14 protein-coding genes are annotated in these 13,232 nt (G+C 70.4%); 13 read left to right on the forward strand and 1 reads right to left on the reverse strand.

Annotation, left to right across the window (positions count from 1 at the left end):
• Positions 1-47 precede the first annotated feature (47 nt).
• From VLK66_RS28320 to VLK66_RS28380, 13 genes are all read left to right on the forward strand, one after another.
• Complete coding sequence (locus tag VLK66_RS28320) at positions 48-1,589, forward strand: B12-binding domain-containing radical SAM protein (RefSeq protein WP_325312887.1); 1,542 nt, start codon at positions 48-50, stop codon at positions 1,587-1,589.
• Between the two features lie 137 nt (positions 1,590-1,726).
• Positions 1,727-2,038, forward strand: coding sequence for a DUF4258 domain-containing protein (locus tag VLK66_RS28325; protein WP_414676549.1), 312 nt, complete (start codon positions 1,727-1,729; stop codon positions 2,036-2,038).
• Entirely contained in the window at positions 2,035-2,259 is a 225-nt protein-coding gene (locus VLK66_RS28330) for a hypothetical protein (protein ID WP_325312889.1), read from the forward strand. Before VLK66_RS28325 ends, VLK66_RS28330 begins: the two co-directional genes overlap by 4 nt.
• The gene (locus VLK66_RS28335; RefSeq protein WP_325312890.1) at positions 2,259-2,747 is read left to right on the forward strand and encodes a hypothetical protein; all 489 of its coding nucleotides are present in this window, start codon (positions 2,259-2,261) and stop codon (positions 2,745-2,747) included. Before VLK66_RS28330 ends, VLK66_RS28335 begins: the two co-directional genes overlap by 1 nt.
• Positions 2,748-3,168: 421 nt before the next feature.
• On the forward strand, positions 3,169-3,513 hold the full coding sequence (locus tag VLK66_RS28340) for a hypothetical protein (protein ID WP_325312891.1): 345 nt from the start codon (positions 3,169-3,171) through the stop codon (positions 3,511-3,513).
• A gap of 220 nt (positions 3,514-3,733) precedes the next feature.
• Complete coding sequence (locus VLK66_RS28345; protein ID WP_325312892.1) at positions 3,734-4,309, forward strand: nuclear transport factor 2 family protein; 576 nt, start codon at positions 3,734-3,736, stop codon at positions 4,307-4,309.
• Between the two features lie 177 nt (positions 4,310-4,486).
• A complete protein-coding gene (locus VLK66_RS28350; RefSeq protein WP_325312893.1) occupies positions 4,487-5,212 on the forward strand; it encodes a hypothetical protein in 726 nt (241 codons plus the stop codon).
• A gap of 27 nt (positions 5,213-5,239) precedes the next feature.
• Positions 5,240-6,109 (forward strand): alpha/beta hydrolase, encoded by an 870-nt coding sequence (locus tag VLK66_RS28355; protein WP_325312894.1) that lies wholly within the window; start codon positions 5,240-5,242, stop codon positions 6,107-6,109.
• Between the two features lie 236 nt (positions 6,110-6,345).
• Positions 6,346-7,641, forward strand: coding sequence for a hypothetical protein (locus VLK66_RS28360; RefSeq protein ID WP_325312895.1), 1,296 nt, complete (start codon positions 6,346-6,348; stop codon positions 7,639-7,641).
• A 303-nt stretch (positions 7,642-7,944) separates the two neighbouring features.
• Positions 7,945-8,295: an MmcQ/YjbR family DNA-binding protein gene (locus tag VLK66_RS28365; RefSeq protein WP_325312896.1), complete on the forward strand. Its 351-nt coding sequence runs from the start codon at positions 7,945-7,947 to the stop codon at positions 8,293-8,295.
• Between the two features lie 36 nt (positions 8,296-8,331).
• Positions 8,332-9,738, forward strand: a complete 1,407-nt coding sequence (locus VLK66_RS28370; RefSeq protein ID WP_325312897.1) for an amidase — start codon at positions 8,332-8,334, stop codon at positions 9,736-9,738.
• Between the two features lie 189 nt (positions 9,739-9,927).
• Positions 9,928-10,344, forward strand: coding sequence for a hypothetical protein (locus tag VLK66_RS28375; RefSeq protein ID WP_325312898.1), 417 nt, complete (start codon positions 9,928-9,930; stop codon positions 10,342-10,344).
• A 78-nt stretch (positions 10,345-10,422) separates the two neighbouring features.
• Positions 10,423-10,821, forward strand: coding sequence for a lysozyme inhibitor LprI family protein (locus VLK66_RS28380; RefSeq protein WP_325312899.1), 399 nt, complete (start codon positions 10,423-10,425; stop codon positions 10,819-10,821).
• A 341-nt stretch (positions 10,822-11,162) separates the two neighbouring features.
• Here VLK66_RS28380 and VLK66_RS28385 read toward each other — a convergent pair whose 3' ends face one another.
• A complete protein-coding gene (locus tag VLK66_RS28385; protein WP_325312900.1) occupies positions 11,163-13,124 on the reverse strand; it encodes a protein kinase domain-containing protein in 1,962 nt (653 codons plus the stop codon).
• Between the last annotated feature and the right edge of the window lie 108 nt (positions 13,125-13,232).

The raw sequence follows: 13,232 nt of genomic DNA on the forward strand, positions 1-13,232 counted from the left end.
TGTGACGGGAAGATCGCCTCGTTGACCCAGAGCCGGAGGGAAGCGCTTTGCGAATCGGCATCGTCGACCTGCTGGGGAAGGAGCCGCCGCGCAACGGCTACTCGCGCCTGATGCGCGCGAACAACACCAGCATCATGCCCCAGGTGGTGGGGGTGTGGTGCGAGGAGGAGGGGCACGAGGTCCACATCGCCTACTACTCGGGGCCCGAGCTGCTGGCGGGGGGGCTGCCGGAGAAGCTCGACCTGGTGTTCATCAACGCCTTCTCGCAGGCGGCGCTGCTCGCCTACGCCTTCAGCGCCATGTACCGCCACGCCGGCGTGCCCACCGTCCTCGGCGGGCCGCACGCGCGGTCGTACCCGGAAGACGCGCGGCAGTATTTCGACTACGTGGTGGGCTTCTGCGACCGCGACCTGGTCCGCGAGATCCTGGCCGACGCCGGGCCGCACGCGCCGGAGGGGCTGTACCTCTCCGCGAAGCAGCAGCCGGCCTCGCTCCCGGGGCTCCGCCAGCGGTGGCAGTTCCTGAAGCCGTCGATGGACCGCGCGCGGGTGTTGAAGCTGGTTCCGCTGCTGGGAAGCCTGGGGTGCCCGTACAAGTGCAGCTTCTGCATCGACGCCGTGGTCCCCTACCAGCCGCTGGAGTACGAAGGGCTGAAGGACGACCTGCGCTTCTTCCAGGAGCTGGACCTTCCCCGCTCCGTGGCGGTCTGGCACGACCCCAACTTCGGCATCCGCTTCGACGAGTACCTGGACGCCATCGAGGAGGTGGTGCCGCCGGGGCGCATCACCTTCGTGGCCGAGACGTCGCTGTCGCTGCTGAAGGAAGACAACCTCAAGCGGCTGAAGCGCAACGGCTTCAAGGCCATCGCCCCCGGCATCGAGTCGTGGTTCGACATCGGCGACAAGAGCCGGATGAAGCGGACCATGGGGATGGAGAAGGTGCGCGCCGTGGCCGAGCAGGCGAACCTGGTCAACTCGTACATCCCCTACACGCAGTGCAACCTGATCTTCGGGCTGGACGCCGACGACGGGGCGGAGCCGTTCGAGCTGACCAAGCGCTTCATCGACCTGGCTCCCGGCGTGTATCCGCACTTCGCGCTGCTGTCGGCGTTCGGGCGCAACGCGGTGCTGAACCTGGACTACCAGCGCGACGGGCGCGTCCTTCCCGTCCCCTTCCACTTCCTGGACCTGGTCCAGGCGATGAACGTGCGGCCGAAGAACTACACGTGGACCGAGTTCTACGACCACGTGATCGACGTCTTCGACTACTCGTTCTCGGCGCGGGCGCTGGCGCGGCGGTACTGGACCAACAAGCGCTCGTACATCGCCTGGGAGCAGCTTTTCCGTGGGCTGTCGTCGGAGCGCAGCAACCGGCTGGGATACCACCGGAAGATGCGGCGCTGGCTGGAGCAGCCCGAGGTCCGCGGCTTCTTCGAGGGCGAGACGCGCGACGTGCCCGCCGTGCTCACCGACCAGGTGCGCGAGCACCTGGGCCCGCTCTGGAAGTGGCTGCCGAAGAAGGCGCTGGCGCACGACCCCAACGCCTTCCTCCACTCCGGCTCGGCGCACCCGCTTCCCGTGCTGGTGTGATTTTCGGGGCCGCCCGCGGCTCCGGGCATCGCGGGATCTCACGCGGAGACGCGGAGGTGGCTCGGATGCTCCTCCGCGTCTCCGCGCGGGGCGTAGTTGCTGTGCGTTTCCGCGGTGGGTAGCTTGCACGGATGACCCTGATCGAGGATCTTCGTGCGAAGATCGCCGCCGGCGCCTTCGAGTTCTCCCAGCACGCAACGGATCAGGCCATCTCCCGGCACATCCGCGTGGAGGAGATTCGCGAAGCCTTCGCCGGCGGCGAGGTTATCGAGGACTATCCGGACGACAAGTACGGCCCGAGCTGCCTCGTCTTCGGGCTCACCGGGGCGGGGCGACCGCTGCACGTGCAGTGCAGCCATCCCTCGCGGCTGCTGGTGAAGCTGATCACCGTCTACGAGCCGGATCCGGAGCTCTGGATCGGCTTCCGAACGCGCAGGAGAAGCGGATGAACGCGAATCGCGAGGAGCGGATCGTCGAGCGGCTCGTTACCTACACGATCGAGATGGAAGGCGATCTCGTGGTGGTGGAGCATGTGCCGGCGCGGGTGAACGTGGAGACGGGCGAGCGCTTCTTCGCGCCGGCGACGGTAGAGCGGCTGCAGCAGATCGTGTGGGAGCGGCGCGCGCCGACCCGGACCATCCAGACGCCCGTCTTCGAGTTCGCGGCGTGATGCGGGGATTCGCTCTCCCGGCGAGCGTATTCGCCGCCGTGCTGCTCGCCGCCGCGTGCTCGTCCAGCCCCGGCACGGTGAGCGGGGATGCGTACATCGTGACGGAGTCGGGCGGGCAGGTGGGGTTCGGGGGGATGCCGATCCGCATCATCCCCGAGTCCGAGGCGATCGACACGCTGCTGGCGCAGGCCTGCCCGCGCCATCGCGGCCAGCCGGAGGCGCCGGACACGGCCGCGCAGACGCGCGCCTGGCAGCGGCGCGCGCAGATCCTGGGCGCGCGCGTGTCGCGGACGCTCGCCACCGACCGCGCGGCGCACTACGTCATCGACACCATCTCCCCCGGCCGGTACCGGCTGTGGGCCGACACCGCGTACGGCGGCACCCGCTGGACCTGGCTGGAGCCGGTGCGCATCGAGTCCGGCGACAGCATCCATCTCAACCTCAGCAACGCCAACCCGGACGAAAACCCCTTCCGCTGCCGCTACTGACACCGGATTCGGAGATCGATCGTGCAATCCGGAAGCGCACGTGCGACCTCGCCGATAGATCCTTCGGCCTGCAACCGTTCGCGCGAGGGAAATGACAGTGTGGCCGGCCTCAGGATGACGTCTCTCTGGTTGTTTGGAATGCACTGATTGCCAGATCCGGTACCCGAACCTGAAGTCCTGCTTCCACGCCGCCCCCGCCCGACGTCATCCTGAGGCCGGTCACACCGTTATCTACGACTGCATGGTAGGTTGCAGGCCGAAGGATCTATCGCCAGGGCAGCACGTGAACCGACGAGATGCACCGATTCTTCCGCCGGACCTCGTATGAGGCGAGCCACGGATGAATCTCCCGCCGCGGCTTGGCCGTAGGGGCGCCGTCGCTCCGCTCTCCCCATCCCCCGCATCACCCCGGAAGACCCCGATGAGCCCCCAGGAACTCGAAACGCTGGCGCCGCTGATCGGCTTCGCGATCTGCGCGTTCATCATCTCCATTCCCGTGGTCGCCTTCAGCGCGCGCTTCGCGGTGAAGCCGGTGGTCGACGCGCTGATCCGGCTGCGCGAGGCGCAGGGGAAGATGAACTCGTCCAACGAGATGCTGGTGCTGCAGGACCGCCGGCTGAGCCTGCTGGAAAGCGAGATGCAGCACATCGGCACCGCGCTGGAGCGCCTGGCCGAGGCGCAGGAGTTCCAGGCGCGGCTCGGCGCCCCGCTCTCCGTCGCGCTCCCCACCGCCAGGCCCGCGCCTGCCGGCGCCGCCCCGGAGTAGCTGAGGCGCGCCGCGCGGGACGGGCGTAACGTTCCGGCCGGCCACGGTGTCATCCATCCCGAGCGCGGGGACTTCCGGTCCGTTCCGGAAGCCCCCGCGTACGTTGCGCAAGGTCGAACGGGTCCGCCGGCGGAGTACCAGAACGTCCCGCCTGCGGAACCTCTCCAGCACCCGGTGTATTCGGGTCGCCCCATCCGCACCCATCCCCCAGGAGCCAGAAGTGCCTTACAGCCGGACCCCCTTCCGCGCCGCGCTCGCTGCCGCGGCGCTGCTCGTTCCGCTGGCCGCCGCCCCGGCCCGCGCGCAGACCGCGCTCATCCCGGACACCAACATGAACCCGGAGATGCTGCGCTTCCGCGCCGAGGCCATGCAGGACGCCACCGACGCGCTGAACACCTTCCGCAACGCCTGGGAGCGCGACGACGTGCGCGGGCTGATGCGGCTGTACCAGAAGGACGCGCTGCTGGTGCTTCCCGGCGCCACCGCGCCCACGCAGGGCACGCAGGCCATCGAGCAGGCGCTGCAGGCCAGCCTGCCGCGCGTCGGAAAGATCGAGCTGGGGGTGGTGGACGCGGTGGTGGACGACCACCTGATGTACATCTACCAGCGCTTCGTGGTGGAGCCGGGGACCGGCGCCGCGGCCGAGGGGATGGCGGGCACCGCCACGCTGGTGATGCAGCGCGAGGGAAGCCGCTGGCGCATCCGCGCGCAGATCTTCTCGCCCGAGGTGATGCAGTCCGCCGCGGCGCCCGTGCCCGCGCCGTCGGCGGCGACCGCGGACGGGGCGACGCACTGAGCCGTTGCCCCTCGGCCGAATCGTGAGCACCGCCGCCCGGCATCCGCGCCGGGCGGCGGTTCGCGTTCGGGGGGATGCGCATCCCCGCGCCGCGCTAGCGCCCCGGCTCGCGCGGGGATGAACGTCCGTCTATCTTCCCGTCTTCGCTTTCGTCCCACCTTCCGTCCCGAAATCATCATGCGCCTTCGCTCCATCCGCTCGATCTTCGCCGCCTCGCTCGCCGCGTCCGCGCTGGTCCCCGCGGCGGCGCGCGCGCAGAACAGCCGCGCCGAGCAGCTGCTGAGCGAACGTCCCCCGCCGCGCGAGGGGTGCGTCATCGAAACCCAGCCGCGCACCCTCCCCCCGCTGTCGCAGCTGGCCGACTCGGCCACGCTGGCCACCGACGTGGCGGCGTACGCGAAGGAGCACCCGATCACCGGCGACAAGCCGATGTTCGCGCTCTACTCCATCGGCTTCGACGCGCACGGCGTGGTGGAGCGCGTGACCGCGATCGAGTACCTTCTCCCGCGGGAGAAGGAAACCGAGCTGGCCGACCGGCTCCGCGCCTCGCTCCGGCAGCAGCGCGGGCCGCTGAACGTGCGGCTGCGCATCGAGCCGGGCGGCGCGGCGCCCTTCCGCGTAGGGCGCTCGGAGCGGTGCCCGCCGCGGTCGAACATGCGCTTCAGCCTGGTGGTGCCCGCGACCGCGCCGGCGGGAACGCCGCCCAGCATCGTGATGCGCACGGTGGTGGGGCCGGACGGCGGCGTGCTGGGTCAGCAGATGATCCGCCGCACCGGGAGCACCGAGCTGGACCTGTGGGTGGAGAACAGCCTGGGCCGCCGCCGCTACGCGCCGGGGCTGATCGACGGCCAGCCGGTGCAGATGGAAGTGGAGGAGACGGTCCGCATCCGCGCCCGTCCGTAGCCCGTCCCCAGCCCCGCCGGAGCCTCCGTGAGCACCGCATCCATCGACGTTCCGGAGGGCGAGGCCCGCACCGTGGAGCACCGCGGCTGCCGGCTGGCGTACACGGTGCGCGGCGCCGGGCCGCCGGTGCTGCTGGTGCAGGGCGTGGGCGTGCACGGCGCCGGGTGGACGCCGCAGGTGGACGCGCTCTCCGCTGGCTTCCGCTGCCTGTACTTCGACAACCGCGGGATGGGGATGAGCCAGCCCGCCGGCGCGCGGGTGACGGTGGAGCAGATGGCCGAGGACGCGCGCGTGGTGATGGACGCGGCGGGGATGGAGAGCGCGCACCTGATCGGGCATTCGCTCGGGGGGCTGGTCGCGCTTCACCTGGCGCTGGCCTCGCGCGAGCGGGCGCGCAGCCTGGCGCTGATGTGCGCCTTCGCGCGCGGGCGCGACGCGACGCGGCTGACGCCGTGGATGCTGTGGACCGGCCTCCGCTCGCGCGTCGGCACGCGGGCGATGCGGCGCGATGCCTTCCTGCGCATCGTGATGCCGCCCTCCGCGCTGGCGGGCGCCGACCGCGCGGCGCTGGCGCAGCGGCTGGCCCCGCTCTTCGGCCACGACCTGGCCGACCAGCCGCCGGTGGCGATGAAGCAGCTGGCCGCCATGCGCGCGTACGACGCCACGCCGCGGCTGGGCGAGCTGGCCGGCACGCCGGCGCTGGTGATGAGCGCCGAGCACGACCGCATCGCCCCGCCGTCCAGCGGCCGCGCCATCGCCGCGGGAATTCCGGGCGCGCGCTACGTGGAGTTCGCCGGCGCCTCGCACGGCCTTCCCATCCAGCGCGCGGACGAGGTGAACGCGCTGCTGCTGGAGCATCTTCGCGCGGCCGAGGGTGGGAGAGTAATTCCTGCCTGAAGTCTGCGCCCGAAGACCGCCGACCGTGCTCGCTCCTTCCGAAGCATGTCGGACAGCCGCAAGGTGCGCGTCGTCCGAGAGATTACAGGTGGATTCTCCTCCATCCGGAGTTCGCGCCCTTTTCGATGAGCGATCACAGCTGGGATGAGCCTCCTTTCTTGACGGATTATACGCCTAAGCACAAGCTAGACGGACGAGGGATGGGAAAGCACACAATGGAGAGGAGAAATTACCCCGTGAAAACGCCGTCAATGACAACACGCTCACCGATCGAAGACCTGCGAGAGTACGTGGATGCGTTTCGATCGTCATCGGACCGCTCGCGATTCACGCTGTACGTCATCATGGTCGCGAGCGTGCTGATTGGGGTTGCTACGTGGAACGCGCACTCGGCAGGGTGGCCGCGGCACCGCCTCGAGGCGTGGTACGGCAAGCCGCTGGCGTCGCAGCCGTTCATGGGTGGCGACACCGTGCAGATCAAGATCGCGCGAGAGGAGTACCTGAGACAGTTCGTGGGCAGGGGCGTGATGACGGCGTCGCCGATACCCGGGGTGTCGATGGATGTGAACGACGTGGGACTGATTGGGGGGGTTGCCCTGCTCCTGCTCACGTTGATACAGCTGTTTTGCCTGCTGCGCGAGCACGAAAATCTGCAGTTGGCGCTGTACAAGGTACGTCAGTTGTGCCGGGAAGACGGCGACGCGCACGGCCGTGGGGACAGCCGGGCCAACTTGCTGTACCATGCGCTTTCAATGAGCCAAGTGCTAAGCTCCCCTCCCACACTGGCACGATGGCGGCGGCGGGGTGTCCTGCGGCACTTTGGAATCATCTACCTCACCCCTGTCGCAGCCCAGGCGTGGGTGGTATGGAACAACTGGCAGACCCGGGCGATCGGCGCCCAATACGACGTGGATGTCGAAACCGGACTGCGCATCCAAGGTGCCTTTGCTCTCGCGATCCTCGTCCTCAGCATGCTTGCGCTGATCGTTTCGCGCGCAATGGCCAAACGGTGGGAGCGTGCGTTCTATCGGGTGAATCCGGGGCGGTGGGTAGCCCCGCAGCCGAGTTTGCTGACGTGGATGAAACTGGAGCGCCGCCGCTCGACATCGGTGAGCCAGTTGCGAACGCGAGTGACGACTTCGCTGGTGGACTCCCTTGTCGTCGCGGACCGCCGCGGGACGAGGACGGTACCGGTCGAAGGGATTCTCGAAGTGCAGAAAGAACGGATCCATAAACACGACCTGAAGGCCATGCTCGACCTCCTCTTCGCCGAGGGCGAGCGAGCTGCACGGGCCTGGTGCTCGGAACATGGTGGGGTGTACGTCTCACTGACCTCGTTCCACACTGATCGGAGCGAATATTGCCCCCGAGGCCGAGGCCCGATTCGAGCCGACTGGCACGTCCACGGAAAGTGGACGTTCATCTATCTCGTTGCAGGGCATGAGACGGAGGAGGGCTTATCCACCGACATTCCGTCTTCAGCAGGGGCATTACGGGAGCCCGGCCGAACACAAGTCCCTGTCTCAGCATAGCCGCCAAGCAGCCGAACCGGTGGCTCGCGCCGATCGATGCCGATCAGCGATCGATCGGTTCGGAGGCAGCATGGAGAACGAGATCGGGAAACGAACGTCGAATGCGATCACCCGGTAATTTTCCCGGTTCGCGTTTCGGCTACGGTCGCTCTGTCCTACTGTCCAGTTCTCTGTCCTTTTTTACCGCCTGAACCCTCGTCTGCTGTGCTTCAAGTGCTCGGCAGCGAGCGTGAACGGCTCGAAGGAATCGCGACACACCGTGCGGAGTCTCCCCGCAACTACAGGACGGACCGGAGGGCTCCGATGCCGGTGAGCTTCGACCAGGTGCGGGCGATGGCGATGGCGCTGCCCGAGGTGGAGGAGGGCACCTCGTACGGCACGCCCGCCTTCCGGGTGCGGAAGAAGTTCTTCGTCCGGCTGAAGGAAGACGGGGAAAGCATCGTGCTCCGCATCAACCTCTTCAAGCGCGACTACCTGATCGCGGCGGAGCCGGACGCCTTCTACGTCACCGACCACTACCGCGACTACCCGGCAGTGCTCGCGCGCCTCTCCGCGCTCACGCCGGAGCGTCTGCGCGGCCGCATCGAAGACTCGTGGCGGTTGATGGCGCCGAAGCGGCTCGCCGACGCGCACGACCGGCAGCCGCCCACCTGACCCATCTTCATCCCCAATCCACCAACGCTTTTCCGGATGCCCGACGAATCGCTCGCCCTGCTCACGGCCACGGAGATGGCCCGCCGCGTCCGCGCCCGCGAGGTGTCGCCGACCGAGGTGCTGGACGCCTGCCTGGCGCGCGTGGAGCGCCTGAACCCGGCCATCAACGCCGTCGTCACCCCCAACCCGCGCGCCCGCGACGAGGCGCGCGAGCTGGAGCGCCGCATCGCCGCCGGTGAGGACGTGGGGCTGCTGGCGGGCGTGCCGGTGGGGATCAAGGACGTGACGCAGGTGGGCGGCCTGCGCTGCACCTTCGGCTCGCCGCTCTTCAGCGACCACGTGCCGGAGGAGGACGCGCTGGTCGTGCGCCGCCTGCGCGCCGCGGGCGCCGTGATCCTGGGGAAGACGAACACGCCCGAGTTCGCGGCCGGCGGCAACACCTTCAACGAGGTTTTCGGGCGCACGCGCAACCCGTGGAACCCGGAGCGCAGCGCGGGCGGATCGACGGGCGGCGGCGCGGCCGGGCTGGCGACGGGGATGATCGCGCTGGCCGAGGGGACGGACCTGGGCGGCTCGCTGCGCATCCCCGCGTCGTTCTGCGGCGTGGTCGGCCTACGCCCATCCGTGGGCCTCGTCCCGACGGTCCCGAGCGACTTCATCTGGGACACGCTGCAGGTGACCGGGCCGATGGCGCGCACCGCGGCCGACGTCGCGCTGATGCTGCAGGCGGTCGCCGGGCCCACGCCCGAGGCGCCGCTCTCGCAGCCCGCCGCCGGACGCGACTTCGTGCGCGCGGTGCGCGAGGCGGATGCGCGCGGGGTGCGCATCGCCTACTGCCGCGACATCGCGGGGATCGGCATCGACGCGGGGGTGGAGCGGGTGTGCCGCGAGGCCGCCTTCGCGCTGGAGCAGGCCGGGGCCGCGGTGGAGGAGATCGGCCTCGACCTGTCCTACGGGCGCAAGGCGTTCCTGGCGCTGCGCGGGATGTGGTTCGTCTCCATGCTCCATCCCCACCTGGACAAGCTGGACCGGTTCGGCGTGAACGTGGCCAACAACCTGCGCGCCGGGCTGGCGACGTCCGTCGAAGAGCTGGGCGCGGCGGAGCAGGCGCGCAAGCGGATGCGCGCGCGGTTCGCGGAGCTGTTCACCCGCTTCGACCTGCTGCTGACGCCCACGATGGCGGTGCCGCCCTTCCCCGTGGTCGAGAACTATCCGCGCACGGTGGGCGGACGGGAGATGGAGACGTACGTGGACTGGCTGGCGCCGACGTTCGTGCTGAGCCTGACCGGCCTTCCCGTGGGCTCGGTTCCCGCGGGGGCGGATGGGGATGGGATGCCGTGCGGGCTGCAGGTCGTCGGCGCGCCCTTCGGCGAGGAGCGGGTGCTGGCGCTGCAGGCGGTGATGCAGCAGCTGCGGCCGATGCATCTCCCGATCGAGCCCTGACGGCAGCGCTCCGGCGGATGCCTGGGGCTGGAGCTCAGCCTCAGGTTCAGGAAGGCGAATGAATTCGCGGCAACAACCGCACAAAGTCCCTGCGGGACTGCTGTCCGGCATCCTGCCGCGGAACCGGCATCTTCGCGGGAGCGGGTCCGTCCACCATCCTCTCAACTGCAACCATTGGAGCTGCCTTCGATGCGGATCGCCATCGCCCTTCTGCTCCTTTCCGCCGCCGCCTGCACGCCGCCGCCCGCCGCGAGCCCCGCCATGCCCGCCGCCGCCGCGATCAGCGCGCTGCCGGGGAGCTGGCGCGTGACGCAGGTGAACGGGCAGCCGCTCCCCGTCACCTCGCCCGCCGAGCGCAGCGTGACGATCGAGCGCGCGTCGCTGCTGCTGGCCGAGGGCGGCGCCTACACGCTCACGATCGCCGCGCACACCTCGTCCGAGCCCGCGGTGGACCATGCGCAGCGCGGACGGTGGACGGCGGACGCGACGACGCTCACCACCACGCCGGACGCGGGCGAGGCGACGCGCTTCACCTACACGCTCACCGGCGCCGCGCTCTCGCTCCGCGACGAGCACGGCGTGGTCTACACGCTGGTGCGGAGCTGAGGCGCGGGAATCGTCCGTTTGCGGCATGGGGTGTGCTCCCGGCGGGGTCCGGCGGCACACCCTTTTTCGTTGCGAGAGATGCGGAAGCTGGCAGTCGGAACGGTCGCGGCGCTCGCGCTGATGCTGGGGCTCGCATCGCGGCCGGCGGCGGCGCAGGAGTTCCACGAGAACGTGCGGCACCCGTGCCAGGACTTCTGGTTCCTGACGCGGCCGGAGATCTACGCCTGCCTGCAGCGCGACTACGCCGCCGCCGACGCCGAGCTGAACCGCGTGTACCAGGAGAAGATGGCCTCGCTCGACGCCGACCGGCGCCAGCGCCTGCTGGAGTCGCAGCGCGCGTGGCTGCGGCGCTACGACGAGGTGCTCACCTCGTACTATTCGCGCCCGTGGGCCGCCCACTCGATGGTGAAGGTGATCCCCAGCCAGATCCGCGCGGTGAGGGACAGGACGGCGTTCGTGCGGAGGTTCAGGGGATAGGGAAAGTGCTGAGTGCTGAGTGCTGAGTGCTGAGTGCTGAGTGCCAAGTGCCAAGTGCCAAGTGCCAAGTGCCAAGTGCCAGGCGAGCCCCATCGAAGAGGACGTCATCCTGAGGCCGGCCACACCGCAACCAGTGTCCGCACAAGACTTTGCAGGCCGAAGGATCCATAACCGACGCAGCACGTCAGCCTGTTGTCTGCACCGATACCACCCCACCGTACGATCATCGACACTGAATGCGTAGTGACGCCCGCGCCGCGTCCAACGCACTCAGCACACTCAGCACTCAGCACTCAGCACTCAGCACTCAGCACTCAGCACTCAGCACTCAGCACTTCCCTTCATCCCCCTCGCAGCGCCCGAAGCTTCCCCCGCGCGATCTCCGCGCGGCGCGGATCGGTGTTCAGCTGCAGGAAGCGCTCGTAGGCGGCGATGGCGGCGGCGGTGTTGCCGCGAACGCGCTCCACCTCGCCGATGTTGGCGTACGCGATGTCGCGGCGCGGGTCCAGCCGCACCGTCTCGGCCAGCTCGCGCGCCGCCTCGTCCACCCGCCCCGCCTGGAACAGCGCCCATCCCAGATTGTTGCGGTAGTACGCATTCCCCGGCGCGCTCGCCACCGCCTGCCGGAAGCGCGCGACCGCGCCGGCCATGTCCCCCCGCTCGAACAGCGCCTCGCCCTCGCGGTTGATGGCGACCGCCGAGGCCGGCTCACGCGCGGCGGTCCGGGCCGGCGGCGCGCTCGGCGGCGGAAGCGGCACCGCCGGACGCGCGGCACCGGCCGGCGCGGGCGCGGGCCGCGGCTGGACCGGCCGCGGCGCGACGGGCACCGCCGGTCCCGACGGGTTCACCGCCGCCGGAGAGCCGGCAGTTGGCGATGGAGACGGAGATGAAGATGGGGATCCGGATTGCGATGCAGGTCCCGCCGCGGCTCCCGCCCCCGCGCCCGTCCCCGCCTTCTCCGGTGCCGCCGCCGGATCGGTCGCCGATGACGTCGCGGCGGGCGGTGATGTCCGCTCCGCGACTCGATCCCCATCCCCTCGCCCGCCCCGCCCTAGCACGGCCCACGCGATCAGCCCCAGCACAAGCAGCAGGGGGATGGCGATCAGCGCCGGGCTCACGCGCCGCGAGCCTCCCGTGCGCACGGCGATGCCGCCTGCCGGGTGCGCCGGCCGGTCGCGCCGCACTTCCTCCGCGCGCGGCGACGGCTGGCGCGCGGGGATGGCGACGACCGGGGGCGACGACTCTCGTGCGGGGATGTCGGCCGGCGGCGCGGCGACGGGCTCCACACGCGCGACCGGCGGCGGCTCGGGTGACGGCGCCGCTTCCGCGCGGACCGGCTCGGGCTCCACCACCGGCGGCGGCTCGGGCGCGGCGACGACGATCGGCGCCGCCGCGGCTTCCGTGCGCGGCGCCGCGTCGGGCGCGGGGACGGGCGCGGACTGCGCGTCCATCAGCGCGCGGGCGAAGGCGCCGGCGTCGGGATAGCGGTCCGCCGGGTCCTCCGCCATCGCCCGGTGGATCACCGCGGCCACCGCGGGCGGCACCTGCGGGTTGCGCGCGCGCAGCGGCTCGGCGGCGGCGCCATCTTCCTGCCCGCCCATGCGGTCGCGCGCGAACGGCTTCTCGCGCGCCAGCAGCTGGTAGCCGATGACGCCCAGGCTGAACACGTCGGCCGCGGGCGTCACCTTCCGGTCGCCGCGCAGCTGCTCGGGCGACGCGTACGCGGGGGAAAGGAAGGCGCGGCCGGAGTGGGTGAGCTGGGTGGCGTCGGGCTCGGTGAAGCGGGCGATGCCGAAGTCCAGCACGTACACGCGGAAGCCGCCGCGCGGCTCGTTGCGGGCCAGGAAGATGTTCCCCGGCTTGATGTCGCGGTGCACCAGCCCCGCGCGGTGCCCCGCGTCGACCCCCGCCGCCGCGTCCAGCAGGATGCGCAGCGCCTGCGCCACGGGAATCGGCTCCGGGCGGCGCAGGCGCTCTGACAGCACCTCGCCCTGCAGCAGCTCCATCACCAGGAAGTCCAGCCCCAGCGTGGGATCGGTGCCGAAGTCGAACACCGTAACCACGTTGGGGTGGTGCAGGCTGGCGATGGCGCGCGCCTCGCGCTGGAAGCGGCGCTGGATCTCGTCGCGCACCTCGCCGCCGCCGGAGTGGGTGATGACCTTCACGGCCACGGTGCGGCCCAGCCGCTGGTCGGTGGCGCGGTACACGGCCGCGAACCCGCCGCGCCCGATCACCTCCTCCACGTGGTAGCGGTCGAGCAGCGTGTGGCCGGTCAGCAGCCCTTCGAAGCCGGGATGGCGCATCCGCCCTGTTCGCGGGTTTCCGGTGGAGGTCGAGGTCCGTTCGCGCGGCGCCGGATCAGCAAGATGCGAACCCGCAGCGGGTTGGACGCGCGGGAGACTGTAAGGACG

Source organism: Longimicrobium sp., assembly GCF_035474595.1.
Taxonomy (GTDB): Bacteria; Gemmatimonadota; Gemmatimonadetes; order Longimicrobiales; family Longimicrobiaceae; genus Longimicrobium.